This is a genomic window from Paenibacillus sp. NN59 (genome assembly GCF_057597225.1).
In genome coordinates, this window is record NZ_CP199678.1 from 3,053,721 (window position 1) to 3,080,075 (window position 26,355).

Annotated in this window: 23 protein-coding genes; 22 read left to right on the forward strand and 1 reads right to left on the reverse strand. The window is 46.6% G+C overall.

The window, feature by feature from the left end; all coding sequences use genetic code 11:
• The first annotated feature begins 11 nt into the window (after nt 1–11).
• The 15 genes from ACT89M_RS13550 to ACT89M_RS13620 all read left to right on the forward strand — a co-directional run bounded on the left by ACT89M_RS13550 (nt 12) and on the right by ACT89M_RS13620 (nt 17,682).
• Nucleotides 12–2,816 (forward strand): alpha-mannosidase, encoded by a 2,805-nt coding sequence (locus tag ACT89M_RS13550; RefSeq protein ID WP_487345285.1) that lies wholly within the window; start codon nt 12–14, stop codon nt 2,814–2,816.
• A gap of 258 nt (nt 2,817–3,074) precedes the next feature.
• Nucleotides 3,075–4,079 (forward strand): Gfo/Idh/MocA family protein, encoded by a 1,005-nt coding sequence (locus ACT89M_RS13555; RefSeq protein WP_154889330.1) that lies wholly within the window; start codon nt 3,075–3,077, stop codon nt 4,077–4,079.
• Between the two features lie 256 nt (nt 4,080–4,335).
• Nucleotides 4,336–5,259: an AraC family transcriptional regulator gene (locus ACT89M_RS13560; protein ID WP_261769280.1), complete on the forward strand. Its 924-nt coding sequence runs from the start codon at nt 4,336–4,338 to the stop codon at nt 5,257–5,259.
• Nucleotides 5,260–5,271: 12 nt separating this feature from the next.
• A complete protein-coding gene (locus ACT89M_RS13565; protein ID WP_154889579.1) occupies nt 5,272–6,357 on the forward strand; it encodes a Gfo/Idh/MocA family protein in 1,086 nt (361 codons plus the stop codon).
• Nucleotides 6,358–6,526: 169 nt separating this feature from the next.
• A complete protein-coding gene (locus ACT89M_RS13570; RefSeq protein WP_261769279.1) occupies nt 6,527–7,240 on the forward strand; it encodes a glycosyltransferase family 2 protein in 714 nt (237 codons plus the stop codon).
• Between the two features lie 267 nt (nt 7,241–7,507).
• Nucleotides 7,508–8,260 carry a FadR/GntR family transcriptional regulator gene (locus ACT89M_RS13575; protein WP_154889326.1) on the forward strand — a complete coding sequence of 251 codons (753 nt, stop codon included), beginning with the start codon at nt 7,508–7,510 and terminating at the stop codon, nt 8,258–8,260.
• The gene (locus ACT89M_RS13580; RefSeq protein WP_308721864.1) at nt 8,257–9,468 is read left to right on the forward strand and encodes a M20 metallopeptidase family protein; all 1,212 of its coding nucleotides are present in this window, start codon (nt 8,257–8,259) and stop codon (nt 9,466–9,468) included. The genes ACT89M_RS13575 and ACT89M_RS13580 overlap by 4 nt, the downstream gene beginning before the upstream one ends.
• Entirely contained in the window at nt 9,465–11,036 is a 1,572-nt protein-coding gene (locus ACT89M_RS13585) for an ABC transporter substrate-binding protein (protein WP_308721863.1), read from the forward strand. The genes ACT89M_RS13580 and ACT89M_RS13585 overlap by 4 nt, the downstream gene beginning before the upstream one ends.
• A 104-nt stretch (nt 11,037–11,140) precedes the next feature.
• Nucleotides 11,141–12,058, forward strand: a complete 918-nt coding sequence (locus tag ACT89M_RS13590; RefSeq protein WP_145412920.1) for an ABC transporter permease — start codon at nt 11,141–11,143, stop codon at nt 12,056–12,058.
• 15 nt (nt 12,059–12,073) lie between these two features.
• Nucleotides 12,074–13,006: an ABC transporter permease gene (locus ACT89M_RS13595; RefSeq protein WP_090915740.1), complete on the forward strand. Its 933-nt coding sequence runs from the start codon at nt 12,074–12,076 to the stop codon at nt 13,004–13,006.
• 18 nt (nt 13,007–13,024) lie between these two features.
• Nucleotides 13,025–15,136, forward strand: coding sequence for a S9 family peptidase (locus ACT89M_RS13600; protein WP_154889320.1), 2,112 nt, complete (start codon nt 13,025–13,027; stop codon nt 15,134–15,136).
• A gap of 203 nt (nt 15,137–15,339) precedes the next feature.
• The gene (locus tag ACT89M_RS13605; protein WP_186809671.1) at nt 15,340–15,702 is read left to right on the forward strand and encodes an Asp23/Gls24 family envelope stress response protein; all 363 of its coding nucleotides are present in this window, start codon (nt 15,340–15,342) and stop codon (nt 15,700–15,702) included.
• A gap of 47 nt (nt 15,703–15,749) precedes the next feature.
• Nucleotides 15,750–16,358 carry a GNAT family N-acetyltransferase gene (locus ACT89M_RS13610; RefSeq protein ID WP_154889316.1) on the forward strand — a complete coding sequence of 203 codons (609 nt, stop codon included), beginning with the start codon at nt 15,750–15,752 and terminating at the stop codon, nt 16,356–16,358.
• Between the two features lie 86 nt (nt 16,359–16,444).
• The gene (locus tag ACT89M_RS13615; protein WP_090915749.1) at nt 16,445–17,050 is read left to right on the forward strand and encodes a pentapeptide repeat-containing protein; all 606 of its coding nucleotides are present in this window, start codon (nt 16,445–16,447) and stop codon (nt 17,048–17,050) included.
• A gap of 65 nt (nt 17,051–17,115) precedes the next feature.
• Nucleotides 17,116–17,682: a TetR/AcrR family transcriptional regulator gene (locus ACT89M_RS13620; protein WP_154889575.1), complete on the forward strand. Its 567-nt coding sequence runs from the start codon at nt 17,116–17,118 to the stop codon at nt 17,680–17,682.
• Nucleotides 17,683–17,837: 155 nt separating this feature from the next.
• On the opposite strand, the gene dapA is transcribed toward ACT89M_RS13620, so the two are convergent.
• Nucleotides 17,838–18,707, reverse strand: coding sequence for a 4-hydroxy-tetrahydrodipicolinate synthase (gene dapA / locus ACT89M_RS13625; RefSeq protein WP_154889314.1), 870 nt, complete (start codon nt 18,705–18,707; stop codon nt 17,838–17,840).
• A gap of 122 nt (nt 18,708–18,829) precedes the next feature.
• Between dapA and ACT89M_RS13630 the strand changes: the two genes are divergently transcribed.
• The 7 genes from ACT89M_RS13630 to ACT89M_RS13660 all read left to right on the forward strand — a co-directional run bounded on the left by ACT89M_RS13630 (nt 18,830) and on the right by ACT89M_RS13660 (nt 26,354).
• Entirely contained in the window at nt 18,830–19,735 is a 906-nt protein-coding gene (locus ACT89M_RS13630; RefSeq protein WP_308721862.1) for a LysR family transcriptional regulator, read from the forward strand.
• A gap of 314 nt (nt 19,736–20,049) precedes the next feature.
• A complete protein-coding gene (locus ACT89M_RS13635; protein ID WP_186809670.1) occupies nt 20,050–21,204 on the forward strand; it encodes a glycosyltransferase family 2 protein in 1,155 nt (384 codons plus the stop codon).
• A gap of 55 nt (nt 21,205–21,259) precedes the next feature.
• The gene (locus ACT89M_RS13640; protein WP_154889310.1) at nt 21,260–22,546 is read left to right on the forward strand and encodes an aminotransferase class III-fold pyridoxal phosphate-dependent enzyme; all 1,287 of its coding nucleotides are present in this window, start codon (nt 21,260–21,262) and stop codon (nt 22,544–22,546) included.
• Between the two features lie 44 nt (nt 22,547–22,590).
• Nucleotides 22,591–23,622 (forward strand): zinc-dependent alcohol dehydrogenase, encoded by a 1,032-nt coding sequence (locus tag ACT89M_RS13645; RefSeq protein WP_154889308.1) that lies wholly within the window; start codon nt 22,591–22,593, stop codon nt 23,620–23,622.
• 150 nt (nt 23,623–23,772) lie between these two features.
• Complete coding sequence (locus ACT89M_RS13650) at nt 23,773–24,999, forward strand: MFS transporter (protein WP_487345286.1); 1,227 nt, start codon at nt 23,773–23,775, stop codon at nt 24,997–24,999.
• Nucleotides 25,000–25,078: 79 nt separating this feature from the next.
• On the forward strand, nt 25,079–25,672 hold the full coding sequence (locus ACT89M_RS13655; RefSeq protein WP_186809669.1) for a DUF1349 domain-containing protein: 594 nt from the start codon (nt 25,079–25,081) through the stop codon (nt 25,670–25,672).
• Between the two features lie 40 nt (nt 25,673–25,712).
• A complete protein-coding gene (locus ACT89M_RS13660) occupies nt 25,713–26,354 on the forward strand; it encodes an HAD family hydrolase (RefSeq protein ID WP_154889304.1) in 642 nt (213 codons plus the stop codon).
• Nucleotide 26,355: the final 1 nt, after the last annotated feature.

A 26,355-nucleotide genomic window follows, 5' to 3' on the forward strand; every position in this document is an offset into this window, starting at 1 on the left:
AGGAGACACATATGACGAATACGACGAATCAAAAAACAGCGCATCTGATCTCACACACGCATTGGGATCGGGAATGGTATATGCCATACGAGCATCATCATGTGTTACTGGTTGAACTGATGGACAAGTTGCTGGACACACTCGACCGGGACCCGGAATATCGGTACTTTCATCTCGACGGTCAGACCATCATTCGGGAAGATTATTTACAAGTTCGACCAGACCAGCAAGAGCGGCTGGATCGTTACATTCGGGAGGGGCGTATTCAATTTGGCCCGTGGTACGTGCTTCAGGATGAGTTTCTGACGAGTAGTGAGGCTAACCTGCGCAATCTGCTCATTGGGCACCGGGACGCCAAACCTTTTGGAATCATCTCCAAAACCGGGTATTTCCCGGATTCGTTCGGCAATATGGGACAAGCCCCGCAAATTTTAGAGCAGGCGGATATCCAGAATGCGATCTTTGGGCGCGGGGTCAAACCTACCGGATTCAACAACGCTGTTGTGGATGCAGAAGCTTATGAATCTCCTTATTCAGAGATGATCTGGCGTTCTCCGGACGGTTCGGAAGTGCTCGGTATTCTGTTTGCCAATTGGTATTGTAACGGGATGGAAGTACCTGTAGACCCGGAGAAAGCACGAGTGTACTGGGACAAAAATCTGCAGGAAGCCGAGAAATTTGCATCAACATCACATCTACTCTTCATGAACGGTTGTGATCATCAGCCTATTCAGACGGATCTACCTGAGGCACTTCGTACCGCTTCCGAGTTGTACCCTGAAGTGAAATTTGTACATTCCAATTTTGATGACTATATCGCAGCAGTCTCGCAGCAGGTTCCTGATCATCTGGCAACGATTGAAGGAGAGCTTCGCAGTCAGCATACGGATGGATGGGGAACGCTGGTGAATACAGCCTCTGCACGTGTCTATCTGAAACAGTTAAACCAGCAAGGTCAGACGTTATTGGAAAAAGTAGCAGAACCCCTGGCAGCCATGGCCCATGTAGCCGGGGTTAAGGAATACCCGCATCATCTGCTTACCCATGCCTGGAAGATGCTTATGCAGAATCATCCGCATGACAGCATCTGTGGCTGTAGTGTAGATGAGGTGCATCGGGAGATGGTGACCCGGTTTGCCAAGAGCCGGCAACTCGCCGAGAAGCTGGTATCCCAGACGTCGCAAGCCATTGCGGAATGCATTGACGTACAGAATATCGAAGCTTGGGCCGAGGATGCCGTGTTGTTCACCGTGTTTAATACGGCTGGGTGGATGCGGAGCGGTATCATAGAGAAAGAACTGATCGTAGATAAATCCTTTTTCCCGGAAGGTCCGAATCCACAGGCTCTTGCGCGCAAATTGGAAGAAGTCGTGCTACCGACATATCAAGTGATCGATGCTGAAGGCAATATATACGTAGCCGAAATCCTTGATCTAGGTGTTCATTTCGGTTACGAGCTTCCGAAAGATCGCTTCCGTCAGCCATATATGGCACGTAAGGTTAAGGTGACTTTCCAGGCGAAGAATGTTCCTGCACTGGGTTATCAGACGTATGGTCTGGTTCCAGTCGGTGAAAAGGAAGAAAGACAGGTGGCTGGCGTTGAAGTTAACGTTGAGATTGAAGCGAACATGATGGAAAACGAATATCTGCGAGTGCGTGTGGAGCAGAATGGCGCGATCACTTTGCTCGATAAACGCTCGGGAACAGAATATCACGGACTGAACGTCTACGAAAATACCGGGGATATCGGCAACGAATATGTGTACCGTCAGCCTGAAGGCGAACAAGCGTTATCCACTAAACAACTCAAGGCGGAGCTACGTCTTGTGGAGCATTCCCCTTATCATGCCGTAATGGAAAGTGTGCTGCGTTGGAACATTCCGGCTGGGGCAGATGAGCTGTTTGAGCGGGAGAAACGTTACATGGTTCCGTTCACGGAGCGTAAGGCTCAGCGTGTTCAGGATACCGTTCCTCTTAACATCACAACAACATATACACTGGAAGCAGGCAGTAATATGGTCAAGGTAAAGACCGAATTTAACAATCAGGCCAAAGATCATCGTCTACGCGCGCTTTTCCCGTCCGGTCTGGTCACGGACCATCATTATGCTGATTCCATCTTTGAAGTCGCCAAACGGCCAAACATTCCGGCGAAGGAGTGGGTGAATCCGAGCAATGCACAGCATCAGCAAGCATTTGTTCATGTGACGGATGGGAGCACCGGGCTGATGGTTGCGAACAAAGGGCTCAATGAATATGAGATTTTACAGGAGAATGCAGGAAGTACGATTGCGGTTACGCTGCTCCGCGCTTCATCCGAATTGGGAGATTGGGGTGTATTCGACACACCGGAGGCTCAATGTCTGGGACCTCAGGCGGTGGAGTATGCTATTATTCCATTTGCAGGCGATGCGGCGAAATCAGGTGCTTGTGCAAGTGCATACACGTATCCTATCCCGTGGACGACGGTGCAGCTTGGGGAACTGGCTCATACGTATGAAAAAGAAGCGCAGCCTGTACATGGAATGAAAGGTGGCCAACGGAAATTAGCACTGAGCAAACAGTGGCTGGACTGGCAAGCCGAGAATTCGACGCTGGCATTTTCCGCTTTGAAGATTGCAGAAGAAACAGGAGATGTGATTGCACGTTGGTTCAATTTGAGTGCTGATCCGGCTGATTTGCATGTACAGACTGGCTTCGAGTGTGTCTCCACATATGAGAGTGATGTGCTGGAGCGGGTGAAGGGTGCGCTTGAAAATAATCATCGGACGGTAGCGGGATATAAAATTGTTACGCATGGTTACGAGCTATTGTGATACCGAACGAATCAACAGAGTCAGCTGAAGTTTAGGCTTTAGAGCTTAAAGCGTTAACTGTTGGATGAGAAGCCGCCTGTGAGCGGCTTTTTCATATTTTAGGAGAATGAGGGAAAGTGCAACTGTGATAGTTTAATAATATTAAATGTCGTAATTTTATATATGAATTGTCGTGAGTTTCGATTAAAAATAAATAAATCATGTGATACCTTATAGATACGTTGTCAGAATATTATATACTATGGAGGGAAGACATCCGTGACCATTCGAATTGGAAAAATCAGTTTGTGGCATGTACATGCATGGGATTACATCAAGCAAGCCCAGGAACACGAGGATACAGTAATCGCCGCCGTGTGGGACGAAGACCCGAAGCGTGGGCAGGAAGCCGCTGACCGCTTGAACGTGCCCTTTTATGCATCGCTTGCGGATATGCTGGCACAAGATGACATTGATGCGGTAATTGTAGATGCGCCTACACGTCTCCATGAAGAGGTGATTACGGCTGCAGCCAAGGCGGGTAAACATATTTTTACCGAAAAAGTCATTGCCGCTACGCAAGTGGAGTCTAGTGTTATTCTGAGAGAGATTCAGGCAAACGGAGTCAAAATGACCGTTTCTCTTCCTCGTCTATATGCTGGATATACGCTGACCATTCAAGACGTGCTTGAGCGCGGATTACTCGGTCAAGTTACATACGTGAGGGCACGATTATCCCATGATGGAGCGATCACAGATTGGCTGCCTCAGCACTTCTATGATCTGCATGACTGTCAAGGCGGAGCTCTGATTGATCTGGGCTGTCACCCGATGTATTTAACGAGATTGTTTCTAAATCAGCCAATTACCGATGTGAGCGCACACTTTGGTTATATTACAGGCAAAGAAGTTGAGGATAATGCAGTGGCAACACTCTCTACATCAACAGGAGCTATTGGGGTAGTGGAAGCGGGATTTGTGAACAGTCACTCGCCTTTTACCATTGAAGTACATGGCACAGAGGGTACAATGTTATATGGAACGCCGGATTCCACATTGTTGATTCGCACGAAAGTAGCGGAAGGTCAGTATACGGATTGGACCGAACTTCCTGTTGCTGAAAATGTAGAAAGCGCATTCAATCAATGGGTAGGACACATTCAAAATGATACCGAGGACAGCGCAAACATCAACATGGCGATGGAATTGACCCGGTTGATGGAAGCGGCGAATCGCTCAGCGAAGGAAGGTAGACGAGTTGCGCTGACTGAGTTGCAAAGTTAGATATCAAGCTAGACAGGATAGATTGGATTATATAAGTTGAATGATTCATTTACACGTTAACGGAGAGGACAGGAAAAAGCTGAAAAAGCGAAGCGGTCGCCTTTATCACCGGATTTTTCCCTTTATAAAAGGGAATCAAAAAAATCTGGGGATAACAGCGATTGGAAGGTTATCCTGTCATCGGAGTGGACTGTGTAAAATCTGTTAGTTCAACTTATATAAATTACTCCTGTAAGGCGTTAAGGAGGAAGGCATCTTGAGTCTGTATCCGTATGAGAAAATGCTGGATCGGCAGGATCTCCTGGAGCGGCTTGATATTACCGTGGTATGGGGGCATTACGAGATTCGTGTGCTGCGATTTCATCTGACGACATTTCCAGCGGGGCGGATTGTCGATTTTCATAACCATGCGGAGTATGAGTTCCATTTCATTCCTAGAGGGAAAGGCAGAGTTATTATTGATGATCAGTCCCATGCATTATCGGAAGGGTTATTGTATCTGACCGGACCTGGGGTTGTTCATTATCAGGAAGCCGACGCCGAGCAGGATATGGATGAGTTGTGTCTTCATGTAGATATCGTGCATAAACCACGAGAGCATGTCGATCCATGGGAAGTTGCGGAATCAGAAGAGACCATTGAAAAACTAGAGACACTTCCGCATAAACCGGTTCAGGATTATCACCGTGCAATGCTCTGTTTTCTCGAAGCGTATGAAGCATGTGACCACAAGATGGTCGGATATTATACTTCGATTAAGCAGCTGGTTGTTAGCATTTTGTTAAAAACAGTTCGCGCTTACGATACGGGCGGAATTCGAGCTGAAGCTCCTGTACGGGATATGACAGTGTATCGATACGATTATGCTGTACAGTACATGGAAGCTAATCACGCTTCTGTGGTGACGCTGGAGCATGTCGCCGAGAAGCTGCACATCAGCAGCCGCCAGTTGCAACGCATTTTTTATCAGGTAAAGCCTGATATGCCGTTCAGCCGAGTGCTGGAGGACATTCGCCTGCGAGCGGTGTGCCGTAATTTACAGGAAAGCAACGTGTCTATTGAACAGATTGCGGTTGGCTCAGGCTTTAACAACGCCAACTATTTACATGCTGTGTTTCGAAAACGCCTTGGGATGACCCCGTCGGCTTTTCGCAAAATGAAACAACCAATACTAAAGTGAGGGTGACTTATGATGAGTAAATTATATCGCATTGGAATTATTGGCTGTGGCGGGATCGCAAACGGCAAACATCTGCCAAGTCTGAGCAAGCTGGAGAACGTTGAACTGGTTGCTTTCTGTGATATTGTGGAAGAGCGTGCCGCAGAGGCGAAGAAACAGTACGGTTCTGCCGATGCCGAGATATACACGGATTACCAGGAACTGTTGAAGGATGAGACACTCGATATTGTGCATGTGCTTACCCCGAACATCTCCCACGCAGAGATTTCAATTGCAGCGCTGGAGGCTGGCAAACATGTGATGTGTGAGAAACCGATGGCCAAGACTGCGGCTGAAGCTCAGCTTATGTTGGAAGCGGCCGAACGTACAGGTAAAAAATTGACGATCGGTTATAACAACCGTTTCCGTCAGGACAGCATGTACTTAAAGCAACTGTGTGAAGCGGGCGAGCTAGGTTCGATCTATTTTGCCAAAGCCCATGCGATTCGAAGAAGAGCCGTGCCGACTTGGGGTGTGTTTCTGGATGAAGAGAAACAAGGCGGTGGACCGCTGATTGACATTGGAACACATGCACTGGATCTGACCTTATGGATGATGGACAATTATCAGCCAAAAGTAGTACTTGGCACTACGCATCATGAGCTCTCCCAGAGAGAAAATGCAGCGAATGCTTGGGGACCGTGGGACCCACAGAAATTCTCGGTGGAAGATTCCGCCTTTGGTATGATTGTCATGGAAAACGGGGCAACGATCATGCTGGAATCCAGCTGGGCGCTGAACTCGCTTGATGTGGACGAAGCTAAATGCAGTCTGAGCGGCACCGAGGCAGGTGCTGATATGAAAAACGGACTGCGTATCAATGGCGAGAAGTTCAGCCGCCTGTATACCAATGAAATTGAACTCAGCTCTGGCGGTGTAGACTTCTATGAAGGACAGTCCGAAAATGCACCGGATGTGGAGATGCGCAAATGGATTGAAGCGATCGATAAAGATTTGGAGCCCGTAGTTACACCGAAACAGGCACTAGTGGTATCGCAGATTTTGGAAGCTATTTACGAGTCGGCACACACGGGCAAGGCAGTATACTTTAATAATTAACGGAGAAGCTTCAATAGATTGTTCTGTTAACATAATTAGATTCCTAAACCTTTGTCCGTTTATCCGGTCAGAGGTTTTTTGTTATTTTTCCATAATAGAGGGAGCCGTCCATACCTGATATGGATCAAACACATAGGATGAATGGAAATAAGCTGAAAGAGGGGATGTTGTGTCTAGGTATCTTACACCTATGGGAGTTTCCATCGTTGTTTGCACCAACCGTCCACAATTTTTGGATAACATCCTGCAGAATTATGTTCGCCAGCGTTACAAGGTCAAGGAATTGATTATCATTCTGAATCTCGACAGCATGAACATGCGTTTAATTCGGAAAAAGGTGCAGAAATACGCGAATGTCCACGTATACCAAGTACCCGAACGTATCTCACTAGGACAGTGTCTAAATGCAGGCATCACCAGAGCTCGTTTTTCACTCGTTGCGAAAATGGATGATGATGATTACTACTCTCCTTATTATCTGGAAGAACAGGTACGTGCGCTCAGGCAAACCGGCAGTGATATTGTGGGTAAACACTCCTGTCTGGTTTATCTGGAAGCTTCCCGAACATTGCTGATGAGGTCACCGGGCGAGAGCAATAAACCTGTGGAATTTATCCAGGGAGGCACGCTGTTATTCAGAAAAAAGGTGTTAAAAAGGATTCGATTTACGGATCGTTCGGTGGGGGAAGATGTTACGTTTCTAAGGCAATGCAGGAAGAGAGGGTACAAAACGTATGCAACATCACCTTACAACTATGTGTATCTGCGCAGGCAGAACAAAGCAAGTCATACGTGGAGAGCAGAGGATCAGTTCTACCTTGAAGGAAGCGAGCGACTGGCTGTAACCAGGACTTTTAAACCTTTTGCAAACAAAAAGTTGTAGAAAAGGGAGACACTGCATTTTTAAGCGAAGAGTCGGATATCGTCATTCAGAAAAAAGTATAACATCCATTTGATCCAGAGAGGTTCTGACCGGTGCAGAGCGTCTTTTTTCTTTATAGATAGAGTTTAATTTCGATGTGGAGAGAGTGATCTATATGGGGGATTAAAATAAATGTTGGATTTTAGCAAAAAAAGTATTGCATATCAGTTTAGTCGGAATTATATTAATGGTATAAGGTCTAGACCATATACAGATCGGAGTGATCAGATGTCTAATCCATTCTCCTTTCATTTCGAAAAAGTATCGACTAAAAAGGTTAGTGAATTTATTCGGGAACAACTGGAAGAAGCCATTATTCTAAAAGAGTTGATGAGTGAGGAGCAGCTTCCCGCTGAACGGGATTTAGCCGAGATGTTTGATGTAAGCCGTATTACGGTTCGCGAAGCGCTCTCAGCACTGGAAGATAAAGGACTGATAGAAAAAAGAGTTGGAGCCAAAGGTGGAACTTTTGTTCTGCCACTCACGACTAATTCGCATAAACGGACAAGAGAAGAGATCAAACGAGGCTGGGCTCAGATGCTCAAGGTGTTTGAGTACCGGACCATTATTGAGCCGGAGGCGGCTTTTCTGGCTGCTGAGCGGATCACCGCAGGCGAACTGGAACAGCTGTATAACTATATGGAGCAAAGTATCGAGCCGGATTGTACACGGGAATGGTTCAGGGCACTGGATGTGAAATTCCATCTGACTATAGCCAAAGCATCACGAAATCCATACTGTGAAACAGCCGTCAGACAAATTCGAACGAAGATTAACCCGGCGCTCGATCTGATGCCCTACGATGACCGAATTCGTTCCGTAAACTACGAAGTACATATGAAAATTCTTGAAGCACTGAAGTCAAGAGACAGCGTGAGGTCACGGGATACGATGAAAAGGCATATCGAATTCTCGGCTGATGCCATCTATGCGCGCTTGGTGTCAGAATCCGAGGAACATGAAAGGAATGAGATCCAATGAAGCAATCTGAATTAATACAACTGGCTCAGCCGCTACAAGCGAAGTTAAGTGCCTGGCGCAGAGACCTGCATCGCCATCCGGAGATTGGTTATGAGGAGCATCGTACCTCTGCCATTGTGGCCGAGCATCTGGAGAGCCTTGGACTTGAGGTTACTCGTCATGTTGGGAAGACAGGTGTAACTGGCCTGCTTCGCGGAGAAACAGATGGCCCTACCTTTGCACTTCGAGCAGATATGGATGCATTGCCGATTGAAGATCAAAAATCAGTGGAATATCGCTCAACGGTGAAAGGCAAGGCACACCTCTGTGGTCATGACGCACATACATCGATTCTGATGGGTGCTGCTGAACTACTCACAGGGCTTGGCAGACCGAAATCCGGTAACATTAAGTTCATCTTTCAACCTGCGGAAGAGGGACTAGCCGGTGCAAGAGCCATGATTCAGGACGGCGTGCTGGAGAATCCAAAGGTGGATGCCATTGCTGGCTTGCATATGACACCTGGTCAGGATACGGGAACAGTTGGGGTGAGCAGGGGAGTTGCTTTTGCTTCGGCTGATCCGCTCGTCATCAAGATTGTGGGTCAGGGAGGTCACGCGGCTCGTCCGCATGAAGGTATTGATGCGATCGCCGTATCCGCTCAGGTGATTACTGCGCTACAGAACATCGCCAGCCGTATGATTGACCCGCTTGAACCTGTAGTTGTCACGATTGGTAAAATCACCGGAGGTTATATGGGTACTGCTATAGCGCCTGAAGTCGAGATGATTGGCACAGTCCGCACATTATCTCCTGCAGTGCGTGAACGGATGCCATCTCTGATCAAACAAGTCGTGAACGGTGTCTGCAGTTCATTCGGAGCGGAATGTGAAGTCACCTACGGTGACGGTTATCCGGTTGTTGTGAATGACCTTGGCATGGTTGATCTGCTCACAGAAGTCTGTGAAGAGGTGAATGCGCAGAAGGGGTGGAGTTACATCAAACCGTCGACAGGCGGGGAAGACTTTGCTTTTTATTGCGAACATGTGCCTGGTGTGTTTTTCCGGTTAGGATCGGGAAATGAAGAGGAGCGTACACGGTATCCGCTTCATCATCCGAGATTTGATCTTGACGAAACGGTCATGCCTTACGGCGTAGGCTTGTTGTCAGCAATTGCATTTGAATTTTTGGCAAGGAATACAACTTCCAAGGGGGAAGAATCACAATGAAAAAGAGACAATGGACAGGCTTGTGGATTACTTTGCTGGCAATCGTGATGGTGTTAAGTGCTTGTGGTGGGGGCAGTAAAGGTACGACGAACAATGCAACCTCTGAAGGAAGCGGAAGCGAAAGTGCTGCTGCCAGTAGCACGTTAACAATTGCGGCGGCAACGGATATCGAAAGCTTTGATCCACACAACAATAACAATACCGCGAGTGAAGCTGTGCTTGTGAACGTATTTGATTATTTGATCAAAAACGACAGTCAGCAGAAAAAAGTTCCTGCGCTCGCTGCTTCATGGGAGCAAGTGAAAGATACAACGTGGAGATTCAAGCTGCGTGAAGGTGTAACGTTCCACAATGGCGACCCGTTCACTTCCGCTGATGTGAAGTACACGCTGGAGAGAGTCGCTAAAGATAATACGCTGAAGCAAAATAGTTATTTCAAAAACATCGTTGAAGTCAAAGCGGTGGATGAGCATACGGTAGACATCATTACCGATGGTCCAGACCCATTGTTGCTCAATCGCTTGTCCAAAATGGGCGCTGGCATCCTGCCTTCCAAATATATTGCAGACAAGGGCATGGACACGTTCCTGAAAGAGCCGGTGGGTACTGGCGCATACAAGTTCAGCAAATGGACCAAAGACGACCGGATTGAGCTTGTGAAAAATGAAAACTATTTCGGCGGTGAGCCGAAGTGGAATGAAGTGGTATTCCGTGTCATCCCTGAGGCTTCCACACGTGTATCTGAATTACTTGCTGGCGGAGTTGACGTTGCGTCATCCATCCCGTCAACAGATATTGCACGTATTGAAGGCGAAGCAGACAAAAAAATTGTGAAAGCACCTATTCAGCGTGTTCTGCAACTGATCTTCCGTCAAACGGAAGGCAGCATTACAGCTGATCCAAAAGTGCGTGAAGCCATTGATCTGGCGATTGATAAACAAGGGATCGTAGACAGCATTGCCGGGGGAGCAGGGATCGTTACACGTACATCTGTAACACCTGGAAACTTCGGAGCTGACCCGTCACTGTATAAGACATCATTGTATGATTTAGAAAAAGCAAAGCAGTTGCTGAAAGAGGCAGGCTACGCTGAAGGCACGGCCGAGATGACTATCTCCGTATCTTCTCAGTACAAGGAACAAGCTGAGGTTGTTGCAGCCATGCTGGATCAGGCCGGATTCAAAATCAATCTGGACGTGCTTGAGCCGAGTGCATTCAGCGAGCGTTATAGCTCCAAATCATTTAAAGAAATTTTCATGATCGGAATCGGTAACTCCCTGTTTGACGCGTCCAACAACTATAACCGCTATATGGTGGAAGAAGCCAAAGGGGAATCAGACTACAACAATCCGGAAGTGGAGAAGTTGCTGCAATCTGCGCTTGTAAACATGAATCCTGAGTCTCGTGAGAAAGAATATCAGCAAGTACAACAGATTTTCTCAGAAGAGCGCCCTGCCGTATATTTGTATCAGATGGAAGGCGTCTATGGAACAAATGACAAAGTGAACTTTGCACCACGCAGTGATGAGATGTTCTATGCGGATGAGATTACACCTGTTGCAAAGTAACAGAGGCTAATACCACCTGTCATTGCATGAGTAAGCCGTGAACGGCAGGGACTGAATGAACAAGTTCCTGCCGTTCTTTTTTGGAAAGAGGAGGTGAGCCGGGAGTGGGAAAATACGTATTCAAATCTTTACTGCAGGTCATTCCGGTGCTGTTTATTGTCTCATTAATTGTTTTTATTCTGGTTCGGGTCACGGGTGATCCTGTGGCTCTGATGTTGCCTGAGACCGCTACAGCAGAGGACAGGGCTGTGTTGACGCAGGCACTGGGACTCGACCAGCCTTTATACGCGCAGTATATGAAATTTCTCGGTAATGCCATTCAGGGAGATTTTGGTCAATCCTTCCGTTACGGTCAGCCTGCACTTGAGCTTGTGTTAGAGCGATTGCCTGCAAGCTTTGAACTTGCCGCGGCTGCCATGTTATTTGCAGTATTGATGGCTGTTCCGCTGGGAGTGATCTCGGCAGTGAAAAGAAATACATTTACCGATCTTCTCATTTCAGGTATTTCGGTGATTGGCAAAGCGATGCCAAACTTCTGGATGGGCATTATGCTCATTCTGTTATTCTCCGTTGTGCTGGGCGTTTTACCGGTTTCGGGTCGCGGAGGTTTATCCCATCTGATTCTGCCCGCTTTTACGCTGGGGGTGGGACTTGCTGCACAGATGACACGGCTAATCCGATCCAGCATGCTGGAGATTCTGAATCAAGATTACATTCGCACGGCACGCAGTAAAGGACTGGGACGCATGACAGTGATCGCGAAGCATGCGTTCCGTAACGGTTTAATTCCGGTTGTGACCATTATGAGTCTGCAGTTTACCAGTCTGATCGGAGGTACTTTGATTACAGAAACCGTATTTTCCTGGCCAGGCTTGGGTCAACTGTTAGTAGTGGCCGTAAATACACATGATATGGCGATTGTGCAAGCAGCCGTGTTTGTGATTGCATTCATTGTAGTGGTTGTTAATATTCTCACGGATGTGTCCTACAGACTGCTGGATCCACGTATCAAATATGACTAGAAGGGGGTGCGATCTATGAGAGACAACGATGAAACAAATGTTCTGGTTACCGAACCGGACAACAGAAGTTCGCGTACGATTGCCGGAATTCGATCCATCTGGCAACAGCTAATCATCAGCAAGACCGGATTCATCGGTGCAGTGCTTGTATTGGTTGTTGTCCTGATTGCAATAGCCGCACCTCTGCTAACGAGTCATGATCCGTCAGCGGTCAACCCGCTGAACCGTCTCAAACCGCCTGCGTGGCTCGAAGGCGGAAAGGCCGAATACTGGCTGGGAACCGACAATCTGGGCAGAGATATGTGGAGCCGTATTGTATATGGCGCACGCGTGTCTTTAATTGTAGGTATGGGCGCCGTCATTGTTTCCGGAATAATCGGAGCCGTTCTGGGTCTGATATCCGGATTCTATGGAAAGTGGCTGGATGCCATTATTATGCGTGTGGGTGATGCATTCATGGCGATACCAACGATTCTGTTCATGTTAGTAGTGATGGCTATTGTGGGTCCAGGTATGACCACGTTGATCTTTGTTATCGGTGTAACCAACTGGGTGCCATTCACCCGTGTAGTTCGTAGTGAAGTGCTTAGTATGAAAGAGCGGGATTTTGTATTTGCCGCCAGATCGATTGGTGCCAAAAATGGACGGCTGATTATCAAGCATATTTTGCCTAACGTATTGTCGTCGTTTATTGTCATCTGCGGCATGAATGTAGGCACAACAATCATCATGGAAGCGTCGCTGAGTTTTCTGGGACTTGGAATAAAACCACCGGATGTATCGTGGGGTGGCATGTTAAGTGACGGACGGCAGTATGTAGCCACGAGCTGGTGGGTTGCTACATTTCCGGGACTAGCTATTACGTTTACTGTGCTGGGTGTTATTTTTCTCGGCGATTGGTTGCGGGATGTGCTTGATCCTCGAACAGAGTCAGCTCAGAAATCATAACGGAAGGGAGTTATGGATATGAAAAAAAGCCAGATTACGCCGGAGGATCTCTATCACTACCGCTGGATCAGTCAGCCGGTGATCAGTGCAAATGGACAAGTAGCCTACGTTGAACAAACGATTGATCGGGCGAAGAACGAATATAACACACAAATTCGGGGAATTTCGCTGGATGGGACAGAAGATGTAGCGCTGACGGATGGAACGAAGGATTCCTCTCCTGCATGGTCACCAGACGGCAACAAGTTGACGTTTATTCGATCGACTCAGGCTGGAAAAGGACTTTGGTCTGTTCATACGGAATGTACAGAACCGTCCATGCTCATATCTCCTGAACGTAAAATCATGAGTTACGTCTGGTCTCCCGATGGGAAGTATATTGCGTTTACGAGTAAAGCTCAGATGAGTTCAGCTCAATTATCAACCGATGAGTTGGCGAAAGACGCTAACGATGAAGCAACCCGGCAACCAGAAGCGACATTGCGGGGAAAAGTCTACGAGCGCACTACGCCGAAAGCTGAGGGATCAGGTTGGTGGGATGGTCAGTACAGCCATTTGTTTCTTTACGAGATCAAGAGTGGACTTATCAAGCAGATAACCTCCGGGGTATGGAACATCACTACCCCCGTCTGGTCACCGGACAGCCTGAAACTTGCCTTTATCTCCAAACAAGTAGAAGAAGCAGGATCAGATCCGGATTTGCTTCATCATACGGACGTGTACATGACCAGCATTGAAGCAAGCTCAGGAAAAGTTGAAGAACCTTTCAAAGTTACGGATTCCAGTCTCCAGATCACCCAATTTTCTTTTACAGCCGATGGAAAACAACTGATTCTGATTGCAAGCGATCGTAAATACGGAAGTGGAAGTCATCATCAACTGTTTACACTTCCCGTGAATCGGGGGATACCCAGGCTATTCGCACCTGAGCTAGATATGCACATAGGTAATGCTGCACTGGGGGATATGAAGTCGGCAAGCGCCTCTCCTTCGCCAATCATTAGTCGTTCATCTTCTCAACCGGGAGTATATGTACTAGGCACACATCACGGTAATGTCGATGTATACCGAATTCAGTCCGATGGCAACTGCGAAATGATCACAACAGCAGGAGAAAAAGATGTTTATCAGTATACGATCTCTGCAGATGAAGAGACTTTGGTTGTAGCTGCACTCACGGATAAGCATCCAGGAGAGTTGTACACTGTCGGCATGAAAAGCGGTAAAATGGTCAGACTCACTCATCGTAATGATGAATTTATGGGGCAACGAATGGTTAACGTACCGGCAAGAGTGGAATTCACCTCATCGGACGGTTGGCGGATTCAAGGCTGGCTAGCGATGCCTGATTTAACGAAAGATGCAGATTGGACTGAAGCTACGGGTGCAACGACCCCATCGTCCGGAATTCAGATTGAAGATGAACTGCAATCTGATCGTAAGTTACCTTTGATTTTACAGATTCATGGTGGACCTCACGCGATGTATACTGGAGCATTCAGTCATGAGATGCAGACACTTCTCGCAGAAGGTTATGCTGTATTATGGGTTAATCCTAGAGGTAGCATAGGTTATGGCCAGGAGTTCGCCAGAGCTTGTCGCGGAGACTTCGCTGGCGGTGATTATCGGGATCTGATGGAAGCTGTGGATGACGCACTGGCAACGAATTCAATGCTGGATGTATCTCGTTTGGGTGTTGCCGGCGGTAGTTATGGCGGGGTCATGACCAACTGGATTGTCGCTCACTCAAACCGTTTCAAAGCAGCTGTGACACAACGCTGTATCTCCAACTGGTTATCCATGTACGGCACAAGCGACATCGGGATTTCTTACGTGGAGGGTGTTATTGGGGGTAATCCTGCGGAGAATGCTGCATACCTCTGGTCTCGATCGCCGCTTGCTCATGCGCACAACATCGAAACTCCGTTGCTTATCATGCACGGGGAACAGGATTACCGAACACCGGTAGCTCAGGCGGAGGAATTGTACACGACATTGAAGCGTTATGGAAAAACAACCAAGCTCATTCGTTACCCGGGTTCCAACCATTCACTGCTCAAAAGTGGCAAACCTTCTCTTCGAGTCGATAGCTTCGAACAGGTGAATGCCTGGTTTAACGAGTACCTGTAGCTCATCAAATGCAGAATGAATTCGAGAGTTAGCCTTTCGGCGAATCTTTTTATAGAATGAACACCTAATATAGAGAAGCAAAAAAAACCGCAATTGATGCGGTTTTTTTTGCTTTATGGAGAAATAGTTGAATTCAGTTGTTGAATGATATATATTTTAGTTAAATGATAGTATTTACTATCAAAAAAATGGAGGCGATTCATATGATGAATCAACAAACGTTAGGTCAGATCCAAATATCCGATGAAGTCATCTCCAAAATGGTCGGTAAAATAACAGGTGCTACCCGCGAAATTTCTTCCATGTCGGCTGGATTGGTTGAGAGTATTAGCAAAATATGGAGCGGTCGTAGCGGGCATAACGGCATTGTCATTCGCAGAGTAGACAATAGCGTGGAGATTAACGTGAAAATCATCGTTCATTACGGTAGTAAAGTACACGAGGTTTGCAGAGAGTTACAGCAAAAGGTCATTGACCAGGTAGAACATCTTACTGGGATATCCATTCAAGCGGTGAACGTTTTTGTAGATGGCATGACATCCGAAGCATATCCGTCCAAATCTTAAGATCGAAGAGACGAGAGCTTACTAAGCATACATGAGGAGTGATCACCATGAGCCAAATATCTATTCAAAAAGCAAATCCGCAAACCGCCGTCGGAGGAAAACTAACGGAGATGGCGCTTGATTACATGAAATATTCATTGGCGGGTTCCAGGGAGCCCGCAGTTATAGATAAGACCTTCCAGAAGCTTTGGAAGTCCCGAAATAATCGGTTTAGTCACGAGTACGCTTACGAAGCGGTTCGGGAGGGGAAAACACTCGGCATGATCATGTGTTATCCAACGACACTGATGAATAAGCTGGCATGGCCGACGTTCTCACAGCTGTTTGACATACACAAATGGAAGCTGATCGGATACAACCTGCGTAACTGGAAGGAGTTTTATACGATGGTAACGTTAAAAGAGGCAGAGAACGATGAATACCACATCGGAATCATTGCCGCTCTACCAGAAAGCAGGGGGCTTGGGATCGGGACAGAATTGATCCGTCATGCGGAGAAACAGGCGCTTCTGCAAGGGTTTGCAAAGTCTTCCTTAACCGTCAAACAGGAGAATGCAGGTGCCATCAAGCTCTATGAACGTCTGGGGTACAACAAAGTGGGAGTGATCAGTAAACCTGCTGTATCCATGTATCGAATGTCGAAAGCACTTCACTGAATGAAGTGATCTCATATGGTATAGTAGAATGAGTTGTTATTTAAAATGACTACGACGTTAACACGATACCAAATGAGGTGTAATCCATGTATCAATATAAGGATCAGGAATATGAGGGCGTTCATTTTGAGGGACGGGATTTGCGTTACGGCGAGCTAATTAGCTGTGTGTTCAAGCATTGCACGTTCATGAATGCCTCCATGGAAGAAGTCGAAACAAGCCATTGCCGTTTTATTGAGTGTGATTTCAAAGGGGCATCCATGAATGGTTCCATACATACGGAGTCTGCATTTGAGAATTGCCTGTTTGGGGGTGCCAACCTGTTTGCTTCCAAATTTACAGCTTGCAAGATGACGGGATCGGATTTTTCCGGTGCCCAGATGGACGGCATTACACTTGTCAAAGGAGATTGGTCTTATACCAATCTGAGATATACGCGACTTGGGAGACAGGATTTGCGAGGGATTCGTTTTTTTGAAGCGGATCTAGCTGAATCCGATTTAAGCAAAGCGGATTTGCGTGATTGTGACCTCACGAGAGTATCCATGAGTAAGGTGAAGCTACAGGGTGCGGATTTGCGGGGGGCCATTTTGGATGGCATTGATCTGAAATCTCTAGATCTGAAAGGGGTGCGAATGGATCGCGAACAGGCCGTTCTGATTGCACGCTCCTATGGAGCGAAAGTGGACTAGCTTGACCTCTGACTCGAAATTGCCATTCTTCACTTATAATGAATCAGACCGAGGTGCCGTTTGAGATGAAAAATGAGAAGTTAACATTTAAGCAAAATCGAATGCTAGCCATTCTGGATGAAGCCACAAAATTACTGATCGAGAAGCCCAATGCGTCGATGAACGACATTGCTGAAGCCGCGAACATCGGAATTGCCACATTACATCGGTATGTTGAGAGCCGTGAGCAACTGATGATTCACTTGGCGATGCGTGCAATTGATGTTGTTAACGAGACGTTGCAACACGTCAAGCTCGATGAGGAGCAGGTTGAACACTATATCCCGGAGCTGATTGAAGCGCTAATTCCACTTGGGGATAAGATATATTTTCTGGCTCACGATGCAACCGTCAATTATAATGCCGAGATTGAAGGGGCCGATCAGAAGCTGAGACAACCGGTGCTTCATGCCATTGGTATACTTCAAGAGAAAGGCTTTTTTCGTTCGGATGTGGACAAAACGTGGATTGTAGATGTTCTGTATTCAATTCTTTTCTTGACGTGGCAACAAGTGATCCATGGCAATATCGCCAGAAATGCTGCGCCTGCACTTGTTGTGGACACGTTCTATCACGGTTTTGTTACGAGATGAGCTGAAAAAGAAGCAGGATATCAAGCATTTTTACGTTGTTGCTTCTATGGAGTGTTAAACAAGTGCACAGCAAAAGCCGCAGATGAAACTGCGGCTTTTTATATTTCGACCTATGGCTATCTGTGGCTATGTTCTATAGAGGTGTTCCGCTTAATTTACAGTGCAATCTTTGCTTTTAATTGTTCAGATGCTGGCATGAGAGGCAGGCGCAGCTGTGCAGAAGCGATAATGCCTTGCTGTGCAAGCAGATGTTTCAGCATGGCAGGCGCAGGCTCTTCGAAGAGATTTTTAATGAACGGAAGCAACTGCGTATAGAGACGGTAGGCATCTTCTTTTTCACCAGCCACAAAACGGTTATACACTTCCAGGAACCGCTCTGGATTAATACTAGCCGATGCCATCATGCCACCGGCTGCACCTCTCGTTAACATATCGAAGAAGAAGGTATCATCTCCACACAAAATGGGCTTCGAGCCGCAACGTACCAGTTCAGTCATAAGATCGAGGTTATTTGTGCTATCCTTAAGACCAATAACACCATCGATGTTCATAATTTTTTTCATCATATCTATGGAAACTCTAACCCCTGTACGGGCTGGGATTTCGTATACCATCACGGGTATGCCCACGCTGGCTGCCATGCGGAAGTGCTCGTAAATGCCCTCTTCCGTGGGTCTGTTATAGTATGGAGTAACGACAAGAACAGCATCGGCTCCGAGTGCGGCAGCTTTCTTTGTTCTTGCCACCGTTGAAGCGGTATCATTGGTTCCAGTTCCAACCATAATGGGTACGGAGGAGTTGATGCTGCTCAGAGTTTCCTTAGCGGCCTTCACAAGTTGTTCCACTTCATCCCATGTCACGGTAGGTGACTCTCCAGTCGTACCATTAATCACCAAGCCATGGATGCCACTGTTAGCCATAACTTTGATGTAATTTTGGAACGAAGGAAGATCAAGTTCGCGTTCTTTGGTAAAAGGTGTGATTACAGGTATATAAATACCTTGAATCTGTTGTTCGGTTAACATCGTATTACCCCCAAATGTATGTTGGAATTCCATTTCATTCACTTTACCATGGGAAAAGGTATCATAGTTAGCTATAATAGATGATAGGTGTTATCAATAATTTCGATGATGTGAGGGAATAAATGATGGATTTGAATTATTTTCAAACCTTTCGTGAGGTGGCATTGAGGCAAAGCTTTACCAAAGCAGCCGAAGAGCTTGGTTACGCGCAGTCAAGTGTGACAACCCAGATTCAAAAGCTGGAGAAAATTTATCAGGTCAAACTATTCGAACGTTTTAATAACAATAAAATTAGGCTGACTTCGGCTGGAGAAGAGCTGTTTAAGTTGTCTGGACAGCTTCTGGAGATATTTGAACATTCTCAGGAGAAGCTGACCAAACAGGGCGGCGGATCACTTACCATTGCTACGATGGACTCGCTTGCTTCTTATTATCTGCCGGTGCCCATTCAAACGACACGTAAACAATATCCCGAGCTTGGCATTCGGCTACAGACCGATCGGGAAGATCTGATTCTACAAAAAGTCAGAGAAGGGGAGGCAGACGTGGGTCTTATTCTGGCCAATGCTTCACCGGAATCCGGATTACAATGGATTACGATTCGCGAGGAACCGCTGGTGCTTATCGTGAATTCAGACCATCCACTTACAGCTAAATCCGAGGTAACATTGAGTGATTTGGCGGACGAAGAATGGATCATGCCGGAGGATTCGTGCAATTACAGGCAGTTGCTGGAGAAAGTACTCCGAACGAATGGAATCCCTTATAAAGTAGGGCTGGAGCTGGGAAGCCCTGAGGCCATTAAACGAAGTATTATGGCTGGTCCGGGCATCTCGCTTTTACCTCGTATGATTGCCATGGATGAGATCCAAAGACAGAAGCTTACGGTGCTGCCTCTAGTTCATACGGACTTTACACTGGAAATTCAGCTTGTTATTCATGCCCGCAAATGGATATCGCATGCACTGCAACAATTCATCACGAATCTGGGTGCCAAAGAGTCCGATTGGTTGCCTGCAAAGGCATAAAGTTAAGCAATTATTGACGTATTTAATAAATGAAGAGCAACTCTAAAAACTCTTGATCGGTGTCGCATTAGATGCGAGGGGCCCATCGAGAGTTTTTTTGATTTTTAAAGAGATTCAGATATTAATAGAGTTCAGAATTTAAGATTTAAAACTTCCAAAAAATGATATAAATTTCTATTAGATTCAAATCATTACCAAATTAAGACAAAGTTTGAGTGGAGGAGGACGACAGAGAACAAATAGTTATATCTTGCACATATTCATAATCTTGGCCAACGGGTTCCATCAAAATTAACTTCATGAGGAGGAATTGTATGCTTTATACCATTATTGTACCGGTCAATCAGGACTATAACATTCTGAACCTGTTTACAGACTCGCTGCTTCGAACAGTCGTCCCATCAACACAAATTATTTTTATCAACGACGGATCTGGCTCTGCCGTCTTCCAGCACCTGGATAAACTCAAACAAGAGGTTGGAGAAGGTGTGACCATTGATATTCTTCAGCATGACTTTCCACTTGGCTGCGCCGTATCCATTAACAGCGCCCTGAATCTTGCTAAGGGAGAATATATCTTTTTCCTCGACTCCGACACGATATTGCAGCCCCACTGGCAAACGATGATGAAGGAGACGCTCGACACGGATATTACGATCGGTATGATCGGAGGCGTACTGTTGTATCCGCAGACTGGCGGTGTGCAGCATTGTGGTATCGCCTTTGCCGACTCGATTGGACGCCATCTTTTTCTGAACGCATCCCCGGATGATATCCCGAAGGAGACATTCTCCGTGCAACTTGTTGTATTTGCGATGTTTGGCATGAAACGGGAAGTTTATGAGACAATTGGCGGCCTGGATGAAAAGTTTTTCAACGGATATGAAGATTTTGATTATCAGATGCGCGCCAGAGAAGCGGGTTATGATACGGTTATTAACCCTAATATTCAAGCCTATCACTGGGAACGCAGCAGCGGCATTCATCGCAATTTTAACCGCAAGAACAATCTGGCACGATTTTGGAAAAAGTGGGGAAGTCAGATCGAAGCCGATGTATGGCCTTTCGTATTCAGTCATCTAAAGGAGCAATTGCATCATCAACGCGAATACGAGCATCTGCCAATGATCGGTATCGATCTTGCCGAGGTTCGAAGTGATGCGGACACGTTCTGGAGCAAGCTTGACGAGGCAGGTATCGCGCCCCTTGCCGACGTGCGAGACTACTCCAACCGCTTTAACTCGAATGGAGCCATATGGCTACCCCAAGTATTAGGCAAGGAGTTAATTCATAGCGAAAATCGGTTGCTGTTTCTGGTGGACAACTTCACCCGATTGTTGGAGAACCGCTATTGGATCGAAATGAGGCATGCCCATAGAGCCAAGGATCTAATTATTGACCTCTACGGTAACGTGATTACGATGGATCGCATCTATGATGGATGTTGGCCGGGCACGAAAGTGCGATAACTTAATCATTCAGGTTGTGATACACCACTATTAAGCCTTAGGGAGGTACTTCAAAGTGAGCGATGAAAAAAGCACGCTGGATCGTGCCGCAAGATTTACTCAAAATCTGGAGTGGCTGGAGAAGGTTGAAAAGGTTATTCCGAGCGGGTGCAGTACACTAGCCAAAGCGCCAGAACGCTTATTTCCGGGACATACCCCGGTCTGCTGTGCGGAAGCATATCATTCCCGATTCACAGATATTGACGGTAATGAATGGCTGGATTGTGAGATGGCCATGGGCACGGTTCCTTGGGGGCACGCCAGACGAGAAATTCAGCTTACAGTCATTCATCAGTTGAAAAAAGGAACAGGATTTTCACTCCCAGCGGATATTGAACTGGAGTGTGCCGAGTTAATTCTGGAGCGGTTCGAGGGACGTTATCCGTCCCTGCGCTTCACCAAGAGCGGTGCAGATGCGGTAAGCGGAGCGGTGCGGCTGGCCCGTGCGGGAAGTGGTAAAAGCAAGGTCATTGCAACAGCTTACCACGGGTGGCATGACTGGTCCGCGTATGGTTATTACGGCAGTCAGACCAAAGAACGAGGCATTCCGGTGGATATTGAGCGTTCCACGATTTGGGTGAACAAGCCTTCCTATACTAACATTCGGGAACACACTTCATCTATGGATGATATCGCTTGTATTGTCTTGTGCCCCAACGAGTGGAATAAAGAAGAACTGGAGAAGGTAGTGAATTTATGCCGCTCTCTGGACATCATTATTATCTTCGACGAGGTTACTTCGGGAATACGAATGGGCAAACAGGCGACTGCAGGAGAGTATGACATCTGGCCGGACTTGCTCTGCATCTCCAAGGGTATGGCCAACGGACTTCCGCTTGCAGCAGTAATGGGGCCAGAGCACCTCATGTCCCTTGCAGGACAGGTGCGATTTAGCAATGCGCATTCCAGCGAGACAACAGCGCTTGCGGCGGCTATTGCTTGCGAAAGGTTAATTAAAAATGCCAAAGTCTGGCCCACTTGGCGTGAACCCGCTACACGGATCATGAAACGACTGGAATCCGAACTTGTGCTGCTTGGTCTCACGGAACAATTAGTCTTAAAGGGAACCTACGCGAGCTTTTACATCCAATCTTTGGATGAGCAAAATTTTCAGACGGACCCGTTCCGCGAATTTATGGTGAAGAAGATGGCTCATTACGGCATTTTCACCAAAGGTTACTTTATTTTCTCGGATACGCATACGCGGGAGGAATTGATTTGGGTGGAGGATGCACTGCTTCAGATCTTGTCGGACTGGAAAGAAATGCAGAAGCTTGAACATCTGAAATATGCCAATCTGTAAGGAAAGTAACACGAAAATTTATGATATGACCAGGAGGATATCTCATGAAAGCACTCGTATATCAAGATTTGAAACAGGTGGAGCTACAAGAGATTGAGGAGCCCAGCATTCAAAGACCGAATCAGGTCAAAGTGAAAATCTATGGATCAGGGATCTGTGGAACAGATTTGAACATTGTTAAAGGTAAAGTCCCAGCAAATAAAGGAACCGTTATCGGTCACGAAGGTGTAGGGACTGTGGTCGAGGTGGGAGATGAAGTACGGGGTATTCGCGTAGGAGATCGGGTTCTCGTGGACCCGACTCAATCTTGCGGACACTGCTCGTATTGCCGTGAAGGCTTGTTCATTTACTGTGAAAATTTCGATGACTACCAAGTAGGAATGACCACACATGGAACGTTTGCCGAATACTTTGTGGGAGATGAAAAATATATCTATCCCATTCCCGATTCAATGAGCTGGGAAGCGGCCATGATGATTGAACCTCTGGGTTGTGTATTGCAAACATTCATGAAAGCAGGCGTGAAGCCAAGTGACTCTGTACTCGTGCTGGGGTCAGGCGCCATTGGTTCGCTGTGTCAGCTGGTGAGCAAACGACTGGCAAGACTTACGGTGGGTACTGAGATTGATCCTTATCGCAAACAATTCGCAGAAGGGATCGCTGATCATGTCTACTATCCGCAGGATCTAACACTGGACAAAGTATATGAGATCAACAATAACAAAAAGTTTGATATTGTTGTCGATGCTGTAGGGAATCAGCTTCATGTCGGGTTTGAGATGATTGCTAAAGGCGGCCGGATCATCCCAATGGGGTATGACGACAGTTACGAAGTGACTTTTAAATCAACCCATGTCATTAACGATGGACTCAGTATTATTGGTGCGGTAGCTGTACACTCCATGATTAGCACAGCGTTGAAATTCGCGCAAAGCATTCCTGAGCTAGAGCAGATGGTAACAGCCAAAGAATTTTTGACGGACTATGAGCAGGCTTTCAATGGCACCATCGGTTATGACCTGCAAAGCGGGGAGAAGCTGCCGATGAATTCGGTGAAAACCGCATTGATTCTATAATGATGTAGATATTGTGGGGTTCTCCGCTGTGACCAGTGAGGTATAAGGCGTTAAGCACAAGTGAGATGTGTTCTCGATTGGATCTTGCAGGTTACAGCGGAGCGATCCGCAGAGAGAAAGAAGGGATATGGAGTGAAACTGCTTCGGGATTTGCCGAGAAATCCGCGGTATTCTATTTTACTTGAGCCGGTGTGGGCCATTCCGGGAACGATTGTTTTGTTTTACGCTCCTTTGTATATGAAAGAGGCCGGTTTGTCCGACATTGAGATAGGCATCATTAATTCGGTGAATCTGTATTTTGCCTTCATTTTTCAACTATTTGCAGGGTCAGTGACTAATAAGCTGGGACGTAAACGAACGACACTGATCTTTGATTTACTCGCCTGGAGTGTACCCATGTTCATCTGGGCATTTTCACAAAATTTCTGGCTGTTTCTCATGGCTTATTTGCTTAATGCGACATCAAAGTTTGTCACGGTGTCTTTCAATTGTCTGATCATTGAAGACGTAGAAGAACATAAACGATCCAAGGTGTTCGCCATGCTGAACATGATTATTACCGGTGCGGGAGTGCTTACACCGATTGCGGGAGTTGTGATTGCAGACTTTGGCATCGCGCCTACGCTAGCAAGCATTTATTTTGTGGGCGGGCTGTTGATGACAGCGATGTTTTTTATTCGTAATCGCTACACGGAAGAGACTGAGGTTGGCAAGGAATTGATGGGCATACACAGCAAAACGCATGTATTTCGCAGCCTCGTCACCAGCCTTCGTCTGTTTGGAAGGTCGTTCTACAAGCGCAGGTTATTTCCGATCATTTTAATTACGGTATTGTCCAATCTGGTTCTACAGTTAAACTTCTTTCAGGTCATCTATTTTAAAGAGCAGTTAAGCTTTGGTGATCGAGTGATCTCGTTTGTTCCGGTCGTGACAGCGGTTACCGTCATGCTGCTCTATCTAGTTATTCTTCCGCGCTTGAAGCAGAGATCGGAAGAAAAGTATGTTAGCTTCTCCATTGTGCTTAGTACCGCGGGTGCTGTGTTATTTCTTCTGATTCCGGCCGGTAATATAGCGATGCTGTTTCTTACCCTTATTGTACTTGCTGCCGGGAACTTCATTCTGCAAACGTACCGTGATTCATTACTGATGAACCGACTGGGCACGCATGAGAAGGCGGATATGTTCTCGGCTGTACAGACGGTTATGACGTTAACAGCAATACCTTCCGGGTATCTAACCGGGTTGCTGTATCATTATCATCCGGTCCTTCTGTTCGGCGTTATTCTTGCACTTTATATTTTCTTGATGATTATCATGTTGTTTTTACATGATCCACAGCAACGCCCCCAAGTGATGGAATCTTACAAAAATATGTAGAAGAAGGGCTTTTCTGTATGTTGCCGAATATATAAAACGGTAAAATGCAGTTATTAGCACAATCCTTGGGAGGTTTTGAATGATGAATGTAATGACAACGGAAGCAAGGGAGAAACTGAGCTGGATCAATGAGCCGCACAACTGGTCATATACGGATCAAGGTGGACTGATCATAGAGGCGCAAGCCGACTCGGATTTTTTCCAAGACCCGGCAGGCAAGCATATTCGAGCGACCGCACCATTCTTGTCGATGCCCGTGGCTGGTGATTTCGAAATGACTGCACAGCTGACGGTAGAGATGAAGCATCAATATGATTCCGGTTGTTTGATGGTGATGGTTGACGAACGTAACTGGTGCAAACTGTGTTTTGAATATGATGGTAAAGTCGCAACGATCGTATCTGTCGTTACACGCGATGGTTCATCCGATGATTGTAACTCGACAGAGGTGCCTGTGTCAGATCCTTACCTGCGTATACGAAAAGTGGAGGGATGTCTATCCTTCTTTTACTCTCCCGATGGGGAAGAATGGAAGTTAATTCGATACTTTGGCATGCCGATGGATGGAGAGCTTAGAGCTGGAGTTGTTGCTCAGTCACCGACCGGCACGGGTTGCACTTGCCACTTTTTATCCGTAAGCATGACCCAGCCGGATTTGACTGCACGCTTCTGATCCGTTTCTCCAGCGATGGTTGAGAGAGAGGAATGGAACAATGGTACAGAAGTTAAAAGCATTTATATTTGATTTTGACGGCCTGATTGTCGATACAGAAACGCCTTGGTATTATGCTTTTCGTGATATTTATGAAGAGCATGGTGTGGAGCTGGGACTTGAGCTTTGGTCTAAAAACGTAGGCACCTCCTTCGAGGAATTTCATCCGTATCGATATCTGGAGCAGATGTTGCAAAAAGAGATCAATCATGAGCAAGTCCGCTTGCTCTCTGAACAGAAGTACGAAGCATATTTGGGACAAGCAAGCATACTCCCGGGCGTACTTGAATTGCTGGACGCTGCCCGGGAGAGGGGAATTCGGCTTGCGGTTGCTTCGAGCTCCACTCGTGATTGGGTACAAGGGTACTTGCAAAAGCTTGGGTTGTTTGATTATTTTGAAGTCATTCATACCTCGGATGATGTGAAGCGGGTGAAACCTGACCCGGAGCTGTACCTGCTCACGCTGCAGAAACTTGGTGTGGAGGCAGATGAGGCGATTGTTTTTGAGGATTCTCCCAATGGACTAAAGGCAGCAAATGCCGCAGGTATCCGTTGTTATATCGTGCCGAACGAGGTAACACGCGGTTTGGAATTCACCATGCATGAACGGCGGTTATCCTCGCTGGCTGAGATGAAGATATGAT